Source organism: Halorientalis marina (assembly GCF_023028345.1).
Classification (GTDB): Archaea; Halobacteriota; Halobacteria; order Halobacteriales; family Haloarculaceae; genus Halorientalis; species Halorientalis marina.
Window position 1 is genome coordinate 2,737,905 of sequence record NZ_CP095487.1, and the last position, 22,304, is coordinate 2,760,208.

Consider the following 22,304-nt stretch of genomic DNA (forward strand, 5'->3'; position numbering starts at 1 on the left):
GTATCGTGATGGTCGCCGAGCGGCCGGTCCCGTCGTAGCCCGGGAGCAGTGAGGTGGCGGTCGTGGTGTGTCTTGCTGGCCGATTCCCTGCGAGGTTGTTCTCAAATTTGATGAGGGAGCGCCAAGGTTTTTGACGGTGTTCGTACGTAGTTGCAGTCGAGTGACCAGGCTTGGGCGAGACAACAATCCTCATCGTCGACGACGAGTCCGCTGTCACGGACGTGTATGCCGCACACCTCGAATCCGAGTACGTCGTCCGGACGGCATACGATGGATCGGAGGCGCTCGAGAAACTCGACGGAGACATCGACGCGGTGTTGCTGGACAGGCGTATGCCGGGGATGTCGGGCGACGAGGTGCTCTCACACATCCGGGAGGAGGAGTACGACGTGCGGGTCGCGATGGTGACCGCCGTCGACCCCGATTTCGACATCCTCGATATGGGGTTCGACGACTACGTCGTCAAGCCGGTCTCGCGTGACGAACTGTTCGAGACCGTCGACCGACTGTTGACCTACTCGACGTACGACGACACCTTCCAGGAGTACTTCTCGCTCGTCTCGAAGCGGGCGGCCCTGGAGACCTCGAAGAGCCAGTCGGCCCTGGAGACGAACGAGGAGTACCACGACCTGACCGATCGGATCGAGGAACTCGAGGGTGACCTCGACGAGGCCGTGACCGGGCTCGAAGACGAGGAGTTCGGCGGTCTGTTCCGGATGCCCGAACCCGACTTCGACTCCATCGACTCCACGTCACAACCCTGAGGGCCGCCATGGCCTGGCAATTCCCACCGTTTCTCCTACTGCACACTGTCGTCTGCCTTGCCATGGCCTGGATCGGGGTCACGGCCTACCGGAACCGCGAAATCGCGGGCTCCGGGCCGCTTTTCCTGTTGGCCGCCGCCGTCGCCGTCTGGACGCTCGGAGGCGCTGTCCACATCGCCCGGACGGACTTCCTCGGCCAGGTCGTGTTCGGGAACCTCACGTACCTCCCCATCGCACTGGTTCCCGTTCTACTGGTCTACTTCGCCGAAGCCTACACCGGTCGTCGGACGCCGCTGACGCGGCACGGTCCCCTGCCGCTGCTCGTCGTCCCCGCGGTCACGCAGGTCGTCGTCTGGACGAACCCGCTGCACGGCCTCTTTTTTGCCAGCCGTGAAATCACGCAGAGCGGGTCGCTGGTCACGCTGACGGTCGAGTGGGGCCCCTGGTTCTGGGTTCACGGCGCCTACTCCTACGTCCTCGTCGCCGTCGCGAGCTACTACCTGCTGCGGACGCTCGTCATCTCCGAGGACGTGTACAGTTGGCAGGCGGCCGCGATCCTGATCGGCGTGTTCACCCCGTGGGCGAGCAACGCCCTGTACATCTTCGGCGTCCTGCAGGGCCCGGTCGACACGACGCCGCTCGCCTTCTCCGTCACGGTCGTGGCCTTCCTCGTCGCCATCTACCGCCACCGTCTCCTCCAGTTGGTCCCGGTCGCCCGCGAACTGGCGCGCGAGGAACTCATGGACAGCCTCGGCGAGGGCGTGTTCGTCCTCGACGAGCGGGGGCAGATCGTCGACTGCAATCAGCGGGCCCTCGGACTCGTCGGCGGTGAGCGCCGGGTGCTCGTCGGCGAAGGGCTCTCGGCGGTCGCCCCCGACCTGGCGACGGAGCTGGACGAACTCGACGGCGACGGTGGCGACGAACCGTGCCGAACGGAGGTATCGCTTCGCCGGGACGGGACGCTCCGGTACTACGACGTGCGCGTCACCGACCTCCATCGGGGGAGCGGCGTCCTGTCCGGTCGGCTCGTCAGCCTGCGCGACGTGACCGAGCGACGACAGCGCGAACAACGCCTGAACGTCCTCAACCGCACGCTGCGTCACGACCTGCGCAACGAGGCGAACGTCGTCCTCGGCTACGCGGAACTCGGCCAGCAGAAACACCCGGACGCGGAGTGGCTCGCGTCGATCCAGGACCACGTCTCCGACATGGTCGACCTCAGCGAGAAGGCCCGGCAGATCGAGCAGGCACTCGACGAGGAACACGTCGACACCGCCACCGTCAGCGCCGCCGCGGTCGTCGACGAAGTCGTGACCGACGTGGCGGCCGACCACCCGGACCTCGACATCGGGACCGACCTCCCGGCCAGCGCGCCGGTCCATGCGGTCGAGTTGCTCGACGCGGCAGTCCGAAACGCCGTCGAGAACGCCGTGCAGCACAACGACAATCCGGCCCCGCTGATGGAAGTCGCGGTCAGCGTCACCCACGAGGGCGACACCGTCTCGATCACGGTCGCCGACAACGGCCCCGGCATCCATGCCGAAGAGCAGGCGGTGCTGTTGCGCGGCCGCGAGACGCAACTGGACCACGTCAGCGGTCTGGGACTGTGGATGATCAACTGGATCGTGACGAAGTCGGGCGGCGAGATCGAGATCGGCGAGAACGACCCCCGCGGGAGCGTGTTGACGATCCGATTGCCCGCGGCCGACGGGGGCGACACCGACACGGACGAACGGCGGGCAGAGGCCCGCACGGACGAGGGCGCAGCCGGCGCGGGGCGGGCCGAGGCCGTCGCCGACGAGACGGGAGCGGGAGCCGCAAACGCGAGTTCCGAGGGCGGGTCGTCATGAGCCAGTTCCCCCCCGGGACCTTTCGAAAGCACTAACGGTCGTTCGGCCCTTACGAAGGTTCAATGAGTCAGCAACTGCCGGACGTCCAGGCGTCGAGTCCGGAAGTCTCCGTCGGGCTGAACCGCGTCGGTGTCACCGGTGTCGAGAAACTGGTCAAGCTCGGTCGAGCGGACGACCGGCCCATCGTACTCATGGCGGAGTTCGAGGTGTTCGTCGACCTGCCGTCCTGGCGGAAGGGGGCGGACATGTCCCGGAACATGGAGGTCATCGACGAGACGCTGGAGGCCGCGGTCTCGCAGGAGGCCTACCGCGTCGAGGACGTCTGTGGGGGCGCAGCGGAGCGGCTGCTCGAAAAGCACGACTACACGACCAAGGCGGAAGTGCGGATGGAAGCCGAGTACGTCACCCGCGAGCAGACGCCCGCGAGCGACAAAGCCACCCAGTCGACGGCCGACATCATCGCCTCGGCGACGGCGACCGAAGAGGGAACCCACGAGGAGATCGGCGCTCGCGTCACCGGGATGACGGTCTGTCCCTGCTCGCAGGGGATGTCCACGTCACGTGCCCGCGAGACCCTTCGCGGCCTGGACGTCGAGGACGAGGTCATCGACCAGTTCCTCGAGGAAGTGCCCCAGCCGGGCCACTCCCAGCGGGGCCACGCCACGCTGACCGTCGAGAGCGAGGGGGCGCCGGAGGTGGACCTCAACGAACTCATCGAGGTCGCGCGGGACTCGATGAGCGCCCGCATCTACAACCTCGCCAAACGACCGGACGAGGACCACATGACCTACGAGTCACACAAGGACGCCAAGTTCGTCGAGGACTGCGTCCGCGCGATGGCCGAAGGGGTCGTCGACGCCTTCCCGGACCTCCCCGACGACGCGGTCGTCACGATGAAACAGTCCAACGACGAGTCGATCCACCAGCACAACGCCCACGCGGAGCGCGTCGCGGAGTTCGGCGACCTCGAGGGCGAAGTCAACGGCGACGGTCCGGCAGCCGCCGACGACTGAGCGGTCGTCCGTGCCGGCGGTAGCGCGGTCGGCGTTTTCGCCCAGGTCGTTCGCCGGGCGGCGGCGTTTCCACTCGCGTTTCCCGTCGGGCGGCGGCTTTTTCGCCCACGTTTTTCGCCGGGCGGTCGCGACCCCCGGGAGCGACCGCCCGGGCAAAAAGGTGGTGCGGAAAGGTTATTGCCACAATGCCAGTAAGGCGGGGCATGCGCCGCCGGAGACTGATCGCGTCCCTCGCTCTCTCGCTCGGTATCGCCGGGTGCCAGACACCGGAGACGACCACGCCGACCGACGAACCGACGCGGACGCCCTTCACGACCCGTACGGAGACAAGCACGCCGACGGCCACGCCGACCAGCGTGCCGACGGCGACCGAGACGGAGACGCCAACGGAAACGGAAACGGAGACACCGACCGAGACGGAGACGGACACGCCCACGGAGACGGCGACGCCCGAGCCGAGTCCGGCCGAACAGGAGGCAGCCGAGCGGATCGAAGGGGCCAGGGCGGACCTGCAGGCCGCGCTGGACGGCTACACGGAGCAGAGCGAGGACGCCACGACGCTACTGGACGTGTCGGCGGCGGCGACCGAGTTCGAGTGGCCTGCGGTGACCAACCCGGTCGGCGACGCGCGCTCGGACCTGGACGGTGTGCCCGACATCGCGGCGGAGGAGCAACTGGCGACGGCCGACGACCTCCGCGAGGTCGCGACGTTCCTCGAACTCGCGGCGCGGACACAGTCACCGCTCGGAAAGGCCCACGACGCGACGACGACGGCCAGACAGTGGTGGTACGACGAGAAGTTCAGTTTCATGGGGCGACAGGTCGACCGCATGGAGGCGCGGCGCGACGAGGCCGAGGACCTGTTCTCCGACCTGCAGGACGAGACCGACGCGGCGGCGATGGCCGCGTTCGGGCCCATCGGCGAGGAAACGTACGACGACAAGATCGACCAGTTCGACGCGGAACTGGAGACGCTGTCGGACCTGCCGGACCTGTTCGACACGCTGGAGACGGCGCTGGACCGCTTCGGGGGTGCGGTCGGGGCGTGGGACGCGGAGGAGTGGTCGCGGGCGAAGGGGCTGTTCGAGAACACGGTCGCCGCGTTCGAGGACGTGAACGGCGAGTTCGAGTCCATCGACCGCGCGGACTCCTTCGAGGACGTCATCGCGGAGATGGAGCGGGTCTCGGAAACCATCGAGGACGCGAGCGTGCTCCTCCGCGACGGGGCGACGGCCGAGACCGAGAACGACGACGAGACCCGCGAGGAGAAGAAGGCGGCGGCCGACGAACGGCTCCGGGAGTCCGACATCGCCGTCGAGGAGATGCCCAGCGTCGACCGGATCCTGAACGTGACCTGACTGTCGACTACCGCTGCGTCGGAACCACGCCGCGGATGACGGCGGTGAGGATCCCCACGACGACGGCGGTGAGCGCGGCCCCGAGCAGGAAGGGCGCTGCCACGGCGGCGACGTAGAGCGCGGTCATCAGCGGCGGGCCGACGGTCCGGCCGAGCGAGCCGGCGCCCTGCGTGACGCCGAAGGCGCTGCCCTGGTTGGCGTCGTCGGCCGACGCCGAGACGAGCGCCGAGGCACCGACGCTGAGCCAGCCGTTCCCCGTCGAGAGGCCAGCGAGGACGACGAGCAGGGCGACGACGGCCCCGGAAAGCGGCCCGACCGCCGGGAAGAGCACGCGGCCGAGCAGCGGCGTGAACGGCAGTGCGGCGAGCGCGGCCACGAGGAGGACTGCGCCGCTCAGCGCGATCCGCGCGTCGGAGACGCGCCGCGTGAGCGCGCGGACGACGATGCCCTGATTGAGAACCCCCAGGACGCCGATGTAGGTGAGGAGAAGTCCGGCCCCGCTGGCGTCGTACCCGTACACGTCGGCGACGAAGGGGATGAATGCCACCTGGACGCCGGAGAAGGCGAGCGACCAGAGGAGGAAGACGGCGACGAGCGGTCGGAGGGCGCTGTCGGCGAGCGCGCCGCGGAACTGGGCGACGATGCCCTGGACTGCTGCAGGGCCGCGCTTTCGCTCGGGTTCGGGGAGCGCGACGGCGGCGGCGAGCAGACCGAGGAGGCTGAATCCCGCAGCGGCGAAGCTCGGGACCGAGAACCGCGTGGTCGGGACGACGCCGGGAAGGAGGGCGTCGGCGGCGGCGACAACGGAGTCGCTGGCGAAGACGGCACCCAGTGCGGGGCCGAAGACGAACCCGAGGCCGAAGGCGGCGCCGATGAGGCCGAGCGCGGCCGCACGCTCCTCACGGGGCGTCACGTCGGCGATGTAGGCCTGTGCGGCGGCGATGTTGCCCCCCATCGCGCCGGCGAGCATACGGGCGGCGAAGACGGCGCCGAGACCGCCGACGAGGCCGAACAGCGACTGGAGCTCGGCGCCGAGGCCGAACAGGACCCACGCGACGGCACTGCCGGCCAACGAGAGCATGATGACCGGGCGACGGCCACGTTCGTCGGAGAGGCGGCCCAGGTAGGGCGCGGAGACGAACTGCATGAGCGAGTAGGATGCGGCCAGGAGGCCGATGAACACGTCGGAGACGCCGAACGAGCGGACGTAGAAAGGGAGGATGGGGATGACGATGCCGAAGCCAACGAGATCGATGAAGACGACGGCGACGACGGCGGCGAGCGCCCGCCGATTGCTCGGACCCGCGTCAGACAGCGTGGTCGCGCGCGGGAGCACGAGTCAGATGGCCTCCCCGGATCGGTTCTGCACGAGAGCCACGTCGACGCCCGGCCACATGAGGGTGGGGGCGGTGCTGTGGGCCTGGAGACCGTGTCGGAGGTGGCGGTGCGGTGGCGGATGAGTCTGGTGGCGGTCAGGTGGCGGAGGCGGGGGCGCTGCGGGAGCGGAGGCGGTGCGGTAGCGGGACGGCAGGAGCATCCGCGGCGCTCCACGCCGCGGTTCACTCCGCGTGAGCCGCGGAGCGGCGAACGCGGAGGTCGTTTTTGTACTAAATTTTTGCGACCAGTGCGGGACCGGAGGTCCCCCATACCATGCGAACGGTCGCGAAGCGCCCGTGAACAGAGAGTGGTGCGCGCTTCGCGCGCACCCGACGAAGTGAAAATTTAGAGGTTCAAAGGCTCCGCGTCCTCCCACCGCGGGTCGAACTCCGAGCGGACGTTGGCGGCGAACTCCCGGTCTTTGAGGTCGATCATGGCGAAGGTGTCTTTCGCGTTGAGCGGGTGAGGCACCTCGATACAGACCTCCGAGTTATCGATGAGCTCGAAGGTCCCGGAGACGTTCGCGGAGGTCCGGACGGAGAACTGGTCGTGTTCGGCCAGTTGCAAGCGGTAGCGGTCGCCGACGCTCTCGGGGAGGGAGTCGACGAGTTCCGGCCGCATCAAAAGCGAGACGGTCACGTCCCGCTCCAAGGCGTTCGAGAGTTCCTCGACGATGAGGTCGCCGACCATGTCGATGTCGAACTGCTGGGAGAGGGTCGCGGCGACCATGATGATGCGGTCGTCGGCGGCGGCCAGCCGCTCGACGAGGAGGTCGACGGTCTCCTCGGGGCCGACGGCGGCGGTCCAGAAGGTCTCCTCGACGGGTTCGGCGGTCTCCAGTTCGCCCACGAGGTCGTCGACGATGGTCTCGTACTGGTTCGCCTTCTCCTCGAGTTCGCGTTTCTTGTCCTCGAGCAGGCGGTCGAGGGCGGTCTGTGGCTCGACGGCGACGTACTTCTTCGGCCGGGAGGCGCTCTGACTCCGGACGAGATTGTAGGTCTCGATGCTGTTGAGCACGTCGTAGATGCGGCCCATGGGCACGTCGCTGACGCGTGACAGCTCCTTCGCGGTGGTCGGCCCCGTCTTGAGCAGCGCGCGGTACGCGCGAGCCTCGTATTCCGACAACCCCAGGTCTCTCAGACTTGCCATTACCTCTAGCGGTCGGATGGGGGACTCATAAACGCATCGGCAGTTTACCAGCGTATCCTGCCGCTGGTGCGGAATCGGGGCCTGTTACGCGTCGGTCGCGACCGACGCCAACTCGTCGGGTGTTTCGGCGCGACCCACGCGCTCGCCGTCCTCGACGACGTGAGCGACGCCCTCGGGCACGTCCGCGTCGGGGACGACGACGGCTTCGTGGTCCGCTATTCGCAGGGCGGCGCGGTGGAGGTCGCTGCCCGCCGGCGTCCCGAGGCGGAAGGCACGCGGGGCGAGCAGGCGGGAGGCCACGGCGGCGTAGCCGGCCACCTCGACACCCATGCGCTCGGCCGCGCCGGCGAAGGCAGCGACGGCGTCCTCGGCGACCTCGCGGTACCGGTCCTCGCCGGTGAGCGCCGCGATGTCGATGAGGGCATCCGCGAGTTCGACGTTGGTGTCGAGGGGGTAGAGGGGCTGGTCACAGAGGCCGGGTCCCTCGGTGGGTCCGTCACGGAACGCACCGGTGTCCGTCCGCAGTCGGTCGATGGTCTCGTCGGCGACGGCGCGGGCGGCCTCGCCGTACTCGCCGGTGACCTGCCAGCCGGTCGTCAGCCCCTCGAGGACGCGGGCCTGGTCCAGCAGGAGGCCGGTGGTGCCGACCTCGTCGGCGGTCCGGTAGTGGGTGACGACGCCGTCGTCCACGAGGTCGTCGAGGACGTGGTCGAGCGCGCGCTCGGCGTACCGGCGGGCGCGCTCGTCGTCAGTGTAGGCGTGGAAGCCGAGGAGGGCGCCCGCGGCGAGGCCGTTCCGGTCCGCGAGGACCGTCTCGTCGACGTGGGGCGCGTCGGCGTCCTCGCGCTCGGTCGGGCCGAGGCCGGCGTACTCGTCGTCGCCGACCTGGCTCGCGGCGAAGGCGTCGCCGGTCCACAGCGTCGTCGTCAGGTACTCGACCGTCTGTGCGGCGGTGTCCCGGTAGCTCTCCTCGCCGGTGTAACGGTAGGCGCGGGCGAACGCGCGGACGAGACCGGCGTTCTCGTCGAGCAGTTTCTCCCGATGCGGCTGGGCCCAGTCGCGGTTCGAGGCGAAGCGGTAGAAGCCGCCCTCGTAGGTGTCGAGCAGGTGTGTCTGGATGGCTTCGAGGGTGCGAGTGGCCTGGTCGCGCGCCCGGACCAGGGCGAACTCGACGGTCCGGGGGAAGGGAAACTTCGCGTCCGACCCCCAGCCACCGAACTCCTCGTCGAACGCGCCGAGCAGTTGCTCGACCATGTGCTCCTCGATGCGGGGGACCACGTCGCCGCCCGGCGGCTGGCCGTCCCGGAGCGAACGGGGGACACGCCCCGCACTCTCGCCTTCCGCGTCCCACTTCTCGCGGACCGTATCGAGGATGCCGCGGAAGCCGTCGACGCCGAGATAGCCCGCGCCGGTGATGATCTCGCCGTCGGGAGTGCAGAAGACGGTGGAGGGGAACCCGCCCATGTTGTAGCGTTCGCGGACCCGCGGGTGGCGGTCGACGTCGACGCGGACGGGCACGAACCCGTCGTTGACGTTGGCCGCGATCCGGGGTTCGGTGTAGGTGGTCGCGTCCATCTCGTGGCAGTGGGCACACCACGGCGCCGACAGCGAGAGCAGGACCGGCTTGCCCGCGCGGTCGGCGACCGCGAGGGCGTCCTCGCCCCACTCGCGCCACTCGACGTTCGTGCGCGCCGCGGAATCGTCCATACCCCCCGTCGGATTCCCCCGGTGAAGTATCCTGCGTCAGCGGTCGCCGGGACGACCCACACGCGCTGGGCGAGCGGGACAAACGGGGCTATTTTGAGTGGCGGGTGACAAGAGGGGGTATGCTCCGCGTCATCGCGGTGTTGCTGCTCATCCCGTTGCTCGACATCATGCTGCTGGTGGCGGTGGCGGCGGTCTTCGGGCCGGTGCCGACGGTGCTGGCCGTCGTCCTCACGGCGCTGATCGGCCTGCTGCTGGTCCGGGCGGAGGGGCGACACACGCTGCGGAAGATCCAGGCGAAGACGACACAGGGGGAGTTACCGACGAACGAACTCGTCGACGGCGGGCTCTTGCTCGTCGCGGGCGCGCTGATGCTCACGCCCGGCCTCGTGACCGACCTCGTCGGCCTGCTGATCGTGGTGCCGTTCACGCGATACCCCATCAGGCTCGGCGTCAAGAAGTTCGTCATCAAACCCTACGCCGACGCCAAGGCCGACGGCTTCGTTACCGGCAACGTCTACGTCGGTGGCTTCCCCGGCGGCGAGAACGCCGACGCCGCCGGCGAGCGCCGCGGTCCCGGCGCCGGGAGTGGCGGGAGCGGCGGCGGGCAGAGCGGCCCGCAGGGGTTCGACGTGGACGACGACGAGGTCCACGACGTGGACTTCGACGACGAGGACGAGGGGCGGTGACGGAAGACAGTGTGCCACACAGCGGCGCGCGGCCGGCGGGCCGTCCCGCGGTCCCGTGACCCGAAACGAAGCCCTTAACATACCCACGCGGAAACTACCGAGTGCGCTCACCTGGGCCAATAGCTCAGTCAGGTTGAGCGCTCGGCTGATAACCGGGAGGTCACCGGTTCAAATCCGGTTTGGCCCACGTTTTCCGTGATGCAAAACGAGGAGCGGAGCGAGCGACCGTCTGGCTCCGGTTCGAATCCGGTTTGGCCCACCTCTCATCGGGGGCCACGAACTCCCTCCGTTTTCGGAACACGTCACGTCGAGACCCAGCGACAGCCACGACCGGCAGCCGAACGCTACGAGGACGGACGACGACGGCGACCGAGCGCCCCGGCGCACCCGCGCGGAACCACAGCCCGGAAGTACGTCCCGCCCCGAAGCGGGGTATGCGACGCCGCCGCCTGCTGGCCGCTCTCGGGGCCGGACTCGCCGCGGGAGCCGCCGGCTGTACCGGCGAATCGGGACGGTCGACGCCGGCCTTCCGCGCGTCGAGTCCGACCATGTCGGACAATGGGACGCTCCCGACGCCGTACACCTGCGACGGGGAGGGACGGTCGCCGCCGCTTTCCGTCGAGCGCGTCCCCGAACCGACAGTGGCGCTCGCCGTGACCGCCGAGGCCGACCTCGGCCCCATCAACGAGCCCGTGTTCTGGTCGCTGTGGAACGTGCCCGCCGACACCGAGCGTATCCCCGAGGGAGTTCCGCGGACGGAGACGGTGGACTCGCTCGGCGGCGCGCGACAGGGGCGGCGTGAGGGGGCGGAAGCTGGATACAGCGCGCCGTGTCCGCCGCCCGGGGCCACCGTGGAGTTGCGCTTTCAGGTCTACGCGCTCCGCTCGGAACTCGACGCCGCCCCCGGCGCGGCGCACGACACCGTCGTCGAGGAAATCGAGGGGACGGTGCTGGCGAGCAGGCGCATTACGGTGACGTACCAGCGGCCGGCGGGACCGACGGCCGACGGGACCTGACGCGGCCGCGTCTCAGTCGTCCTCGACGGACTCCTCGGCGTCGTCCGGGGGCGATACGCTCCCGGTCAGTGGCGCGCCGGTGCCGGAGATGACGCGTGCGGCGACGTAGCTGACGACGACGACGCCCGCGACGAGCGCGGCGTGGAAGAGGACGAGCGGGTCGCCGCCCGACTCGCTCGGCGACGCGAGGCCGAACATGAGGACGAACGCGAGGATGATGCCGATGGGGACGGCGTTCACGAGCAGGTCCGAGAGCGTCTCTCTGTCGAAGACGGTGCTGTCGCTCGCGGTCGCGTCCGACGAGGCGGCCTCGTCGGTCGGCGGTTCGGCGTCGTTCGTTTCGTCGGTCGGCGACCCGGACCCGTCGGTCGGTGGTGTATCGCTGGGCATGGGCTGGTCCGTCGAGCCTCGTTTCTCGGCTGGTGCCACGCGAGCGTAACACTTGCTGTTCCGTCCGGAACCGGAAAGAGGGGAGAGGAGAGGGGTAAAAGCGGTAACCGGTTGGGGGGAGGGGGTTACCTGTCACGAGACGGTCGCAACCTGGAACGCGTGGGGCGTTCCACGGGCCCGAGTCCGGACCCTGCCGCTGAAACCTGCCGCCCCGTGACAGTCGAGGCTGGACGGGCGGGCGGTAAACGTTTCACGGTTCGCCACGGCTCTGCCGTCCGTTGACACGCGGCCGCTGGCCGGGCGGCGAGCGGTCGCGTCAGCCGACGACCTGTTCGACGGAGGCGTGCCCGAAACACACCCGTGCGCCGGTCATGGCGACGCGGTCACAGCCGTCCTCGGTACACTCCTGGGTGGTGGGGAAGCACATACCACGTCGTTCGACGAGCGCTCGGATAGGGGTTGTGGGCCCGGGCACGAGCACCCGGGGGCGTGACGGGTGCACCTCACGAACGGCGCTCGACGGCGCCGGTCCGTTCGCGGTAGACGCGCCAGCCGAGGTCGGACAGGACGTGTGCGTAGAGGACGAGGCCGGTAGTGAGGCCGAGCGGCGGCGCGAGGAACCAGGTCGCGGGCGTCGCGATTCCGGCGATGACGGTGTGGGTGAGGAGGCGCTCGTGGCTCGTGACTTCGCCGGGGCGGAAGATCTCCCCCTGCCGCAGGAGGAGCCGGGGGTCCGCGAGGACGGCCCGAAGCGCGCGCGGTTCGCCGGTGTTGTGCCAGGCGATGGGGAAGTGGTCGAGGTCGATCCCGACGCCGACGACGGCGGCGTAGGGCACGAGCAGGGCGGCGGGGAGGCCGAGGACCGTCGGCGGGGCGACGGCCAGCACGGCGAGTGCGACGGCGACCGAGACGGCGAAGTGGCCGTGAGAGTACATGAATGTGACTTACACGGTGCGATGAGCGCGTTTGACGGAGTCGACGAGCGTCGCGCGGTCGGCGGCGTGGTGGAGGTGCGTCGGGCAGTCACAGTCGGAGGACCCGAAGCCGTGGACCACGGGGCGGCCCTCGACGGCGTCGGCGACGGCACACTCGATGTCGCGGTCGGGGGTGCGCACGACCGACCGGATTTCGGCGTCCGTGTCCCCGAGGAGGTAGTCGACGTGCCAGTGGCGGGCGTCGCGCTCGCCGGCGGCCATCTCGTGGTGGCGGTCGACGCGGGCGAAGCCGCCGGGGCCGAACGCGGACCCGGTGTAGGCGTACCAGCCGGCGGGGAAGGACTGCTCGCCGAGCGCACCGACGGCGACGGTTGCCGTCGTCGGCAGTTTCACAAGGAGCGTGTACGTTCCTTCGGGCATCGGCTGCCGGTACGACGCCGACGCACCTCCGCGTTGCGGTCGCGCCCGCACCGACCGGGTGCCCGGAATCGGTGACAACCCCCGGACTGCGGTCCGACGCCGCGGTAACGGCCCCCTTTGCGCCCAAAGGAGGGTTTATATACGGGAGGCACTAACCGGAGGTGAAGGCCAATCCCGGCTTTCGATCTCAATCATGCAGGGACAATCACAACAGCAGGCGTACGACCGTGGGATCACGATCTTCTCCCCGGACGGGCGCCTCTACCAGGTCGAGTACGCACGCGAGGCCGTCAAGCGCGGCACTGCGAGCGTCGGCATCCGGACCGCCGACGGCGTCGTACTCGCGGCGGACACGCGGGTCCGCTCGCCGCTCCTGGAGCGTGACAGCGTCGAAAAGTTGCACAAGATCGACGACCACATCGGGATCGCCAGCGCCGGCCACGTGGCCGACGCCCGACAGCTGATCGACTTCGCCCGTCGCGACGCCCAGGTGAACCAGCTCCGTTTCGAGGAGCCCATCGGCGTCGAGTCGCTGACGAAGGACATCACCGACCAGATCCAGCAGTACACGCAGACGGGCGGTGCGCGCCCGTTCGGCGTCGCGCTGATCGTCGGCGGCATCCAGAACGGCGAGCCGCGCCTGTTCGAGACCGACCCCTCGGGGACGCCCTACGAGTGGAAGGCACTCGCCGTCGGCGGCGGCCGCGAGGACCTCATCGACTTCTTCGAGGCGGAGTACGAGGAGGACCTCGACCTCGACGCGGGGATCGACCTCGCGCTCCGTGGCATCGCCGAGATCAACGACGGCGACCTCGACGCCGAGGGCGTCACCCTCGGGACGGTCGACGTCGAGACCGAGCAGTTCCGCCGACACGACGACGACGAAATCGAAACCTACCTCTCCGAGATCGACCTCGGAGGTGACGACGAATGAACGACTTCAACCACGGTATGGACCCCACGAGCGGCCCGCCGAGCACCGACGAGGCGCTGCAGAACCCCTACGAGCCGGAACTCGGCTCGCTGCCCGCCTCGAATCGCGACGAAGAGAGCGTGAACAAGACCGGGACGACGACCGTCGGCATCGCGACCGAACACGGCGTCGTCATCGGTACCGACCGCCGAGCCTCCCTCGGCGGCCGCTTCGTCTCCAACAAGAACGTCCAGAAGGTCGAGCAGATCCACCCGACCGCGGCGCTGACGCTCGTCGGCTCCGTCGGGGGCGCGCAGTCGTTCATCCGCTCGCTTCGGGCGGAAGTGAACCTCTACGAGACGCGGCGCGGCGAGGACATCTCGATCCCCGCGCTGGCGACGCTGGCGGGCAACTTCGCCCGCGGCGGTCCGTTCTTCGCCATCAACCCCATCCTGGGCGGCGTCGACGAGGACGGTACCCACGTCTTCAGCATCGACCCCGCCGGCGGGGTCATGGACGACGACTACACCGTCACCGGTTCCGGCCTGACGGTCGCCTACGGGACCCTCGAGAGCCTCTACGAGGACGACCTCACGGTGGACGAGGCCCGCACCGTCGCCGCCGAAGCGGTCAACGCGGCCGCCGAGCGTGACACCGGCTCCGGCAACGGCATCCACATCACCGAGGTCACGGACGAGGGCGTCGAGATCGAAGCCTACGAGTTCGACGAACTGCTCTAGGGCCGTCCGGTTTTTTCCGTCGGCGTTCCGACCAGAAGCGTTTACAGTCCGTCAGGAGTACCTCTTGACATCGTGTACGGACGTGCCACCGGGGCGCGGTGCAGGGGGGTCCGCAGGCGCCAGTGGAGGCGGTGGTCGTGAGCGAGCGTGCCGGAGCGAGCGACGGTGGCCGACAGACGCTCCTGGTCGCGCTCTGCGTGCTCGGGCTGGTCGTCGGGGCGACGGCGCTCGGCCCCGACGGCGGCGGTGGCTTCGCGTCGGGGCCGGAGTTCGATCTCTCGGCACTGCTCGAACTGTTCGGCGACAGTGACGACGGGGAACCGGGCTGTGCAGTGTCGCTGCTCGGCGAACCGGTCCCGGGCGAGACGGTCCCCGTCGTCGTCGTGAGCGAGTCGGGCCCGGTCGAGGGCGCACGCGTCTGGCTCAACGACCGCGCCATCGGGCGGACCAACGAATCGGGCCGCGTCGCCGGTCGCGTCCCCTACGAACGGCCGGTCGAAATCAGGGCACGGGTCCCTGACGGTGTCGACTGTACGGCCGGGAGCGGGGATTCGAGCTTCGACCGCCGGGGACTCGACGCTGGTCCCGCCGTGGCGAGCGGAGTGACGGGGGCGGCCTCTCCCGTCGCCGGATCGGACCCCGGGGCCGTCGGCCCTGCCGGGGCCGCCGCGGCGTCGGGACCGACGAACGTGACACAAACCGTCCAGACCGACGGTCGTATCGACGTCGCGGTGAGCGGCCGGCCGTTCCCGGGTGAGACGGTCACCGTCCTGGCGCGGATCGGTGGCCGACCGGTCCCGGACGCGACAGTGACGGTCGACGGCCAGCAGGTCGGCGAGACGGACGACGCCGGCCGGTACGAACTCACCGTCCCGGACGACGGCACCGCGCGGTTCACCCTCGGGGTCGAACGCGGCGACTACAGCGGCCGGACGCGGGTCGACGTCGCCCTGCTCGACGTGACGGTCTCGCCGGCGACGGTCCTGGCGCTTCCCGGCCAGCCCGCGGTCCTCAACGTCACGCTCGGCTCGGAGACGGTCGACGGAGCGCGCGTGGCCGTCGCCGGCGAGTCCGTCGGGGAGACGGGACCGGACGGGAAGCGGCGCGTCACGCTCCCGACCGACCCGACGGCGACCATCCGCGTCCGAGCGGTCGACCAGACGGCGACGGTCTCGATGGCCCGCCTGTACGCAGGGACGGTCGCGGTCGTCGGCTTCGTCCTGGCCGCTCTCGGGGCCGTCGCCGTCGGACTCGCGCGGCGCGTCTCCGGAACCGCGAACACGCCGAGCGCGGACGCAGTCGGGTCGCGGACACGGCGACTCCTGAACCGTGTCGTCCGGCGGGCGCTGGCGGTCGCGACCTGGCTGACCGGCGTCTTCGACGACGCGGAGGGGCGCCTGCGCGCGTTCTGGCGGGACGTGCGTGCGTCGCCGCGAGCGGTCGTCGCCCGATTGCGGGCGCTCCCGGGGGCCATCCGTGGCGGTCTCGCGGCCCTGGTCGGGTGGCTCCGTGCCCTGCCGTCGCGGCTACGGGCGTTCCGGCGGGCCGGCGACGACGGTGCCGAGACCGTCACGAGGGGAGCGGCCGCGGCGGTGCCGGACGCCGAGGGCGACCCGACGACGCTCCGGGAACGCTGGCGGACGTTCGCACGTTGGGTGACGCCCGACCGCTGGCGCAAGCGGACGCCGGGGGAGGTGGTCCGGGCCGCGACGGCGGAGGGATACCCGCGGGAGTCGGCGACCGACCTCGCGACCGCGTTCCGCGAGGTCGAGTACGGCGGCGCGGAGCGGACCGAGGAGCGCACCACACGGGCCCGAGAAGCGTTCGACGCGCTCGCCGCGCACCGGCGGGCCGAGGGCGCGCCGTCGGTCACCGGCGGCTCACACGCCGGGCGGGAGGGACGGGAGCGATGAGCGTGCGGTCGTGGGACGCCGCCTGGCTCGTCGTCGGGCTGGCCCTCGTCCTCGGGGCTGTCGCCGGGCTGGCGACGGGCGCGTTCGGCGGCGTGACCGGCGGCGCTGACTCGTCGGCGGAAACCGCCCTGGTGTTGATCGCGGTCGTCGGCTTCGGCATCGCCGCCTGGCAGATTCGTCGGGACGACGGCGACGACGGGAGCACGGGCGCAGGGACGACCGCGGACGCGAACCGATCGAGCGAGGAGGCCGACAGCGCCGGCCAACGGCGACGGAACGACGAGGTGTCCCGGGAGGCGGACGACCCGGTCGTCGCGGCGACCCCGGAGTACGCGGCGACCGACGACGTGCTCTCGGGGCAGGGGCTCTCGTGGGTGCTCGACGAGGGCGGCGCGGTCGCGCGGGAGGACAGGACGGTCGCTGCCGGCGAGGAGTGGGTGCGCCCGACCCTCCGGGGCGTCCTGCTCGACGTCCTCGTCCACGAGCACCGGGACCGGACGGCGGCGGAGGCGGTCGTCGACGAGGGGGGCTGGACCGACGACCGGGTGGCGGCGTCGGTCGTCTCCGGCACGGTCACGGGGCCGCCGCTGTCGTTACGCGAGCGGATCTACGCGTGGCTGTTCCCCGAGCGCGTCCTGCGCGAGCGAGTGCGCGTGACCGTCGACGAGATCGCACGCGTGGCCGACGAGACCCTCCCCGCGGTGCCCGGCGAACGCGCGCCGCGGACGATCCCCGTCGTCACGCCGAGCGTCGACGACCTCCAGCGGACCGCTGACGGCGACCTCGACCTCGCGGTCGGCGTGACGACTGACTCGTCGGACGGCGAGGAGTCGCGCCGTGACGGCGCGCCGGCGGGCGAACCCGACCGTGAAAGCCCGGAGGGAGATCGATGACCGAGCGCGTCAGTCGCTGGGGCGGCGCCGTCGCGGCGGCAGCGGTCCTCGCGGCGACGGGGGCGGCGGCCCAGCGGCCGGTCTTGCTCCTGGCCGCGGCCGTCCCGCTCGTGTACGTCGTCTACGGGTCGCTCTCGTCGGTCGCCGCCCCGGAGTCGCTCGCCGTGACGCGGCACATCGAGCCGACGCCCGTCCCGCCCGGGTATCCCGTCGCGGTGACGCTCACGGTGGAAAACGAGGGGTCGGAGACGCTCCCGGACGTGCGGGTGGTGGACGCCGTGCCCGACGAGCTGGCGGTGGCCGAGGGGTCGCCGCGCGGGGCGGGGGCGCTCGACCCCGGCGAGTCCGTCGAGATCGAGTACACGGTCCCGGCCCGTCGCGGCGAGTACCGGTTCGGGCCGCCGCGGGTCCGGCTCCGGAGCCTCGGTGCCGGCGCGGTCGCGACCGTCCCAGCGAGCGTCGCGGGCGACGACCTGCTCGACTGTCAGCTGGCGGCCGAGGCACCGCCCCTGGAGGAGCAGGGCGACCGCTACGTCGGGACGATGTCGGCCGACGACCCCGGCCACGGGATGGAGTTCCACTCGACGCGGGAGTACCAGCCGGAGGACCCCGCCGACCGGATCGACTGGCGCCACTACGCCAAGCGGGGTGAACTCGCGACGGTCGACTACCGGAAGCGCCTCGCCGCGACGATCGTCCTCGTCGTCGACGCACGGCCGGCCGCACGGGTCGTCGCCGGTCCCGGCCACCCGACGGCAGTGGAGCTGAGCGCGTACGCCGCCACGCACGCTCTCTCGGACCTGCTCGCGGCGGGCCACGAGGTCGGCGTCGCGGTCGTCGGCGACGACGGCCCCGGGCCGGCGGGGTTGCACTGGGTTCCGCCGGGCGCGGGCCGGGACCACCGCTCGCGGGCCGAGCGGGTCTTCGGGCGGGCGACCGAGACGCGGTTCCCCGAGGACATCGGCCATCACCAGGTCGGGCGCCTCGTGCAACTCGCGCCGCCGGACGCACAGATCGCCTTCTTCTCGCCGTTGCTCGACGAGGGGAGCCGGGCGGCCGTCGAGCGGTGGCGCGGCGCGGGCTACTCCTGTAGCGTCCTCTCGCCGGACGTGTTGACGGACAACACCGTCAGCGGGCAGTTCGCGGCGGTCGAACGGCGCGCGCGGCTCGTCGGCTGTCAGGCCGCGGGCGCACGGACGGTCGACTGGCGGCGAGGGACGCCGTTGCCGGTCGCGCTCTCCCACGCTTTCGCGGCCGCCGACCGCCTCGGCTCGACGCCGGGGCCGCGGGCCGGAGGTGACGACTGATGCCCATCGGCCCGCGTCTGGACCGGCCGTCGGCGGTCGGCGACGAGGGGCGTGCCCGCGAGACGAGCCTCGCGGTGTCGACCGCGCTGGTCATCGGCGTCGCGCTCGTCCTGGGCGCAGTCGGGAACCTCTTTGGCCCACTGCGGACGCTCGCGCTCGGGGTGGGCCTCGTCGGGGCGGGGATGGCGCTGTTCCAGCGCGACACCGTGAGCGCGTACTTCTTCGGTCACCTCTGTTTCCTGCCGGGCGGCCTCCTGACGCTGGCCGGGATCGGGACGACGCTCGTCGCGAGCGGGGCCGGGCCCGGGCCGGCAATCGTCGTGACCGGCGTCGCCGTTGCCCTGCTCGGGACTGCGGGCGGATGGGCGAACGCGGTTCGCGAGGGGAGCCTCCGGCGCGCGGCCAAGCAGGGCTGGGGGGCGCTGATCGCGCCCATCGTCGTGCTGTCTATCGTCGGCGGGCTTGCCTTCGGTGCGATCTTCTGGTTCGAGATCGCCGGCTACGCGCTCGTGCCGCCGGCCGGCCCGTCGCTGTCGGGACTGGCCTTGCTCGTGGGCCTGACGAGCCTGGCGGTCAGGATGTCACTGCCGCGGCTCCCCGTCAGACAGCTCGCGCCGCGGGACCGCCGGCCGGCCGTCGAAGCGGCCCTGCGAGAGTGGCAATCCCGGGCTCGGCTGGGCGTCTTCGGCGGCTTCGGCAGCTGGATCTGTCTCGGAACGCTCGAGATTGCCGGTATCGTCGACCCGGTCTACGCCGCGATTCCGGGGCCGGTCGCGGCGCTTCTGTCGAGCCCGTTCCTGCGGGCCCCGATCGTCGTCGTGGGCGTGCTCGCGCTCGTCGCCGCCGCAGTCGCGTGGGTCGTCCGCCGGCTCGCCGCCGGGTTCGGACCCGACGACGCGGGGCGGCTCGGGCCGGTGTTCGGCTGTTTCGTCGTCGTCTGCATCGCGCTCCCGCTGGTCGTCGCGGCGCTCGTCGCTACGGACGGCGTCGGCGGGGGGCGGACGTTCGGTTCCCTGCTGGGACTGGCGCTCGGGCTCGTCCTGCTCGGCCTCGCGGTGTTCCTGCTCGTGTTCTCGCTCGCACCGATCCTGACGGCCGTCGGCCTGCTCCCGGACCGGGCGGGCGCGCCGGCGCTCACGAGCGGGGGCCTGCTCGTTGCGACGCTGGGCGCCGGGCTCGGCGGCGCGCCGGCCCCGCTCGTGTTCGCGACTGCCGCGGCCGCCCTGCTCGCCTGGGACGTCTCGGAGTTCGGGACGGGGCTGACCGCGGAGCTGGGGCACGTCCCAGAGACGCGGCGCCTGGAGCTGCTCCACGGGGTGCTGTCGGTCGGCGTCGCGCTCGTTGCCGTGCTGTCGCTCGTCGGCGTGTGGCTCGTCGTCCGCGCGGTCGCGCCGGGTGCGCCGGCCCTGCGGGCGCTCGTGCTCGCGGTCGGGGGCGTCCTCGCCCTGCTCGTCCCGCTGCGGGGCTGAGGGTGGTGTCGGATACCCGACGTTCTTTGTGCTCGGCCACGACACCTCCGACATGGCCGAGACGCCGTCCGCGGCACCGCCGGCCGACGCCGAAGCGACCTGCGACGCGGTGATGGACCGCATCGGCTCGGCCGCCGTCGTCGACCGCGCCGTCCTGGAGACGATACTCACCGCCGTCCTCGCCCGCGGGCACGTCCTCGTCGAGGACGTACCGGGCACCGGCAAGACCGTGACCGCGCGCCTGCTCGCAGAGGCGCTGGGTCTCGGGTTCAACCGCGTCCAGTTCACGCCGGACCTCCTGCCCTCCGACATCACCGGCTCGAACGTCTACGACGAACACGAAGGCGAGTTCCGGTTCTCCGAAGGGCCGGTGTTCGCGAACGTCGTCCTCGCCGACGAGATCAACCGCGCGCCGCCGAAGACACAGGCCGCGCTGCTGGAGGCGATGGAGGAAGGGCAGGTCAGCGTCGACGGCGAGACCTACGCCCTCCCCGAGCCGTTCCTCGTCGTCGCCACCCAGAACCCCGTCGAACAGGAGGGGACCTTCCGCCTCCCGGAGGCCCAGCGGGACCGCTTCATCGTCAAGACCTCGCTCGGGTACGCCGACCTGGACGGCGAGATGGAACTGCTCGCCCGGCGGGCGGACCGCCGGACGCTGGCCCCCTCCGTCGAGGCCGTCGCGGACGCGGAGACGGTACTGTCGCTCCAGGAGGCCGCCGAGGAAGTCCGCGTCGACGAGACGGTCCGACGGTACATCGTCGAACTGGCGCGGGCCACCCGGACCGACGCACGCACGAAAGTCGGCGTCTCCCCGCGTGGCATCCAGCGCGTCTTCGAGGCGGCACGCGCCCGCGCCGTCATCGTCGGCCGGGAGTACGTCACCCCCGACGACGTGAAGGCCATCGCCGAACCGACGATGGCTCACCGGCTCATCCTCACCACCGAATCGAGCGTCGAAGGCGTCAACGCCCGCCGCATCGTCCGGGACGTGCTCGACCGGGTCGACGTGCCCGGCGTCGCGCCCGAGGACGACGCCGACGTTCCCCCGACCCAGCGACCGGGGGACGGGCAGGGACAGCCCACACAGCCGACGCAGGGACGCGAGCGACAGCAATCCGGCCGGGGCCCCGAGCGGGGGGAGCCGGGACAGCGGCGCGACCGCCGGCCACCGGGACGGGAGCCACAGGACGGGCCCACGGAGGGACACCAGGGCCGCCGGGGAGGGTCGGGCGAGGGGAGCGAGCCGGGAGAACGGGACGGCCACGATTGAGAGTGTGGGGGAAAGGAGGGGACCGCCGGGGCGGCCGCACCACCCCCGCAGTCACCCGCTCGGAACGCTCCCCTCGCCGATGCGGATTTCGTGGGCCTCCACGTCTTCGAGGGCGGCGACCTGGCCGCCCACCTCGACGACGCCGTCGTCGGTCTCGACGAGCAGGGTCGCTTTCTGCCGGGCGCTGCCGAAGGTGGCCTCCGTCGATGCGCCCCTCGACGAGTTCGCGTTCGCCGGAGACCACGTCCCGGCCCTCGATGGCGGCGTAGAAGTCCTCGCCGTCGGCGCGCTGGAGGTCGGAAATGCACCGGCGAATGGTGGCGTACCGCCGGGGGAACGGGCGGTCGGTGGCGTTCTCGACGATGGGCTCGGCCGTCGTCCAGAGGACGGTGTTGAGGAAGCCGGACACGAGAAAGCCCAGTTCGGAGCGGTTGAAGATGACGCCGTAGCGGTCGCGGTCGCCCTGGAGGGCTTCCTGGGTGGCGTAGACGGAGAACTCGCCGTCACCGACGGCGACGATGGGGGTGGTGATTCCCCTGCGGGCCCGGACCGTCGAGGCGACGTTCAGGTAGTCGAACTCCTCGGGGTCGGGAACCTCGCGGGCGGGCGAGAGCAGGAGTTCGATTGCGACGCCGGACTCGTGCTGTTCGACGAGTTCGTCCTCGAATCGGTCGAGGAGGTCGGGCGACAGCGAGAGGAGGAGTTCGTACTCGGCGGAGGTGATGACCTCCTCCAGATAGCGGAGGATGGTCGAGCGGGACTTGATGAGCGAGACGGCCTCGGCGTCGCGGGCAGGTGCCGTGTAGGTGTCGGTGAGGTCCTCGACGAGCGAGTCGAGCGAGGACTGGAGGTCGTCGAACCCCTCCCGGGGGTCGACGGCGAGGACGCGCATCGGCCGGGTCTCCTGGAGTTCGACTAACCCGTTGTCCGCGAGACTGCGGACGGTGTCGTAGACGCGCGGCTGTGGGATGTCGGTGCGCTCGGCGATCTCCGAGGCGGTCAACTGGCCGTGTTTGAGGATCGTGAGGTAGGCTTTCGCTTCGTACTCCCCGAAGTCGAACCGCTCGGCGACACGTTCGAGTGCTGCGTGCAATCCCGCGTCCTCGCTCATTAGGGACGTGTGGCGTGACGAGC

Annotated in this window: 19 protein-coding genes, 1 tRNA gene and 1 pseudogene; 14 read left to right on the plus strand and 7 right to left on the minus strand. The window is 70.9% G+C overall.

Features of this window, described 5'->3' with window-relative positions; genetic code table 11:
• The first annotated feature begins 170 nt into the window (after window positions 1-170).
• The 4 genes from MUG96_RS14100 to MUG96_RS14115 all read left to right on the plus strand — a co-directional run bounded on the left by MUG96_RS14100 (window position 171) and on the right by MUG96_RS14115 (window position 4,985).
• Window positions 171-764: a HalX domain-containing protein gene (locus MUG96_RS14100; RefSeq protein WP_246983734.1), complete on the plus strand. Its 594-nt coding sequence runs from the start codon at window positions 171-173 to the stop codon at window positions 762-764.
• An 8-nt stretch (window positions 765-772) separates the two neighbouring features.
• Entirely contained in the window at window positions 773-2,614 is a 1,842-nt protein-coding gene (locus tag MUG96_RS14105; RefSeq protein ID WP_256465385.1) for a sensor histidine kinase, read from the plus strand.
• 62 nt (window positions 2,615-2,676) lie between these two features.
• Entirely contained in the window at window positions 2,677-3,627 is a 951-nt protein-coding gene (gene mptA / locus MUG96_RS14110; protein ID WP_246983737.1) for a GTP cyclohydrolase MptA, read from the plus strand.
• Window positions 3,628-3,830: 203 nt separating this feature from the next.
• Window positions 3,831-4,985, plus strand: a complete 1,155-nt coding sequence (locus MUG96_RS14115; protein ID WP_246983738.1) for a hypothetical protein — start codon at window positions 3,831-3,833, stop codon at window positions 4,983-4,985.
• A 7-nt stretch (window positions 4,986-4,992) separates the two neighbouring features.
• Here MUG96_RS14115 and MUG96_RS14120 read toward each other — a convergent pair whose 3' ends face one another.
• The 3 genes from MUG96_RS14120 to MUG96_RS14130 form a co-directional block, all read right to left on the minus strand.
• Window positions 4,993-6,321, minus strand: a complete 1,329-nt coding sequence (locus tag MUG96_RS14120) for an MFS transporter (RefSeq protein WP_246983739.1) — start codon at window positions 6,319-6,321, stop codon at window positions 4,993-4,995.
• Window positions 6,322-6,707: 386 nt separating this feature from the next.
• On the minus strand, window positions 6,708-7,511 hold the full coding sequence (locus MUG96_RS14125) for a TrmB family transcriptional regulator (RefSeq protein WP_246983740.1): 804 nt from the start codon (window positions 7,509-7,511) through the stop codon (window positions 6,708-6,710).
• An 84-nt stretch (window positions 7,512-7,595) separates the two neighbouring features.
• Window positions 7,596-9,218 (minus strand): DUF255 domain-containing protein, encoded by a 1,623-nt coding sequence (locus MUG96_RS14130; protein WP_246983741.1) that lies wholly within the window; start codon window positions 9,216-9,218, stop codon window positions 7,596-7,598.
• A gap of 119 nt (window positions 9,219-9,337) precedes the next feature.
• On the opposite strand from MUG96_RS14130, the gene MUG96_RS14135 reads away from it, so the two are divergent.
• The 3 genes from MUG96_RS14135 to MUG96_RS14145 all read left to right on the plus strand — a co-directional run bounded on the left by MUG96_RS14135 (window position 9,338) and on the right by MUG96_RS14145 (window position 10,920).
• Window positions 9,338-9,904 carry an FxsA family protein gene (locus MUG96_RS14135; RefSeq protein ID WP_246983742.1) on the plus strand — a complete coding sequence of 189 codons (567 nt, stop codon included), beginning with the start codon at window positions 9,338-9,340 and terminating at the stop codon, window positions 9,902-9,904.
• Between the two features lie 113 nt (window positions 9,905-10,017).
• Window positions 10,018-10,091, plus strand: a tRNA-Ile gene (locus MUG96_RS14140).
• A gap of 247 nt (window positions 10,092-10,338) precedes the next feature.
• Window positions 10,339-10,920 (plus strand): YbhB/YbcL family Raf kinase inhibitor-like protein, encoded by a 582-nt coding sequence (locus tag MUG96_RS14145; protein ID WP_246983744.1) that lies wholly within the window; start codon window positions 10,339-10,341, stop codon window positions 10,918-10,920.
• Window positions 10,921-10,932: 12 nt separating this feature from the next.
• Here MUG96_RS14145 and MUG96_RS14150 read toward each other — a convergent pair whose 3' ends face one another.
• The 3 genes from MUG96_RS14150 to MUG96_RS14160 form a co-directional block, all read right to left on the minus strand.
• Window positions 10,933-11,310 (minus strand): DUF6684 family protein, encoded by a 378-nt coding sequence (locus MUG96_RS14150; protein ID WP_246983746.1) that lies wholly within the window; start codon window positions 11,308-11,310, stop codon window positions 10,933-10,935.
• 503 nt (window positions 11,311-11,813) lie between these two features.
• Entirely contained in the window at window positions 11,814-12,245 is a 432-nt protein-coding gene (locus MUG96_RS14155; protein WP_246983748.1) for a hypothetical protein, read from the minus strand.
• Between the two features lie 9 nt (window positions 12,246-12,254).
• Complete coding sequence (locus MUG96_RS14160) at window positions 12,255-12,665, minus strand: GIY-YIG nuclease family protein (RefSeq protein WP_246983749.1); 411 nt, start codon at window positions 12,663-12,665, stop codon at window positions 12,255-12,257.
• Window positions 12,666-12,858: 193 nt separating this feature from the next.
• On the opposite strand from MUG96_RS14160, the gene psmA reads away from it, so the two are divergent.
• From psmA to MUG96_RS14195, 7 genes are all read left to right on the plus strand, one after another.
• Window positions 12,859-13,599 (plus strand): archaeal proteasome endopeptidase complex subunit alpha, encoded by a 741-nt coding sequence (psmA, locus tag MUG96_RS14165; protein ID WP_246983751.1) that lies wholly within the window; start codon window positions 12,859-12,861, stop codon window positions 13,597-13,599.
• A gap of 17 nt (window positions 13,600-13,616) precedes the next feature.
• Window positions 13,617-14,318, plus strand: coding sequence for an archaeal proteasome endopeptidase complex subunit beta (gene psmB, locus MUG96_RS14170; RefSeq protein WP_246988688.1), 702 nt, complete (start codon window positions 13,617-13,619; stop codon window positions 14,316-14,318).
• Window positions 14,319-14,455: 137 nt separating this feature from the next.
• Window positions 14,456-16,231: a DUF4129 domain-containing protein gene (locus tag MUG96_RS14175; protein ID WP_246983753.1), complete on the plus strand. Its 1,776-nt coding sequence runs from the start codon at window positions 14,456-14,458 to the stop codon at window positions 16,229-16,231.
• Window positions 16,228-17,124, plus strand: a complete 897-nt coding sequence (locus MUG96_RS14180) for a DUF7269 family protein (protein ID WP_246983755.1) — start codon at window positions 16,228-16,230, stop codon at window positions 17,122-17,124. Before MUG96_RS14175 ends, MUG96_RS14180 begins: the two co-directional genes overlap by 4 nt.
• Window positions 17,121-18,431, plus strand: a complete 1,311-nt coding sequence (locus MUG96_RS14185) for a DUF58 domain-containing protein (RefSeq protein WP_246983756.1) — start codon at window positions 17,121-17,123, stop codon at window positions 18,429-18,431. The genes MUG96_RS14180 and MUG96_RS14185 overlap by 4 nt, the downstream gene beginning before the upstream one ends.
• The gene (locus MUG96_RS14190; RefSeq protein ID WP_246983757.1) at window positions 18,431-19,900 is read left to right on the plus strand and encodes a DUF7519 family protein; all 1,470 of its coding nucleotides are present in this window, start codon (window positions 18,431-18,433) and stop codon (window positions 19,898-19,900) included. Before MUG96_RS14185 ends, MUG96_RS14190 begins: the two co-directional genes overlap by 1 nt.
• Window positions 19,901-19,952: 52 nt before the next feature.
• Window positions 19,953-21,170, plus strand: a complete 1,218-nt coding sequence (locus tag MUG96_RS14195) for an AAA family ATPase (RefSeq protein ID WP_246983758.1) — start codon at window positions 19,953-19,955, stop codon at window positions 21,168-21,170.
• Window positions 21,171-21,221: 51 nt separating this feature from the next.
• Here the strand turns inward: MUG96_RS14195 and trmB are convergent.
• Window positions 21,222-22,281: pseudogene (trmB, locus tag MUG96_RS14200) on the minus strand (HTH-type sugar sensing transcriptional regulator TrmB).
• Window positions 22,282-22,304: the final 23 nt, after the last annotated feature.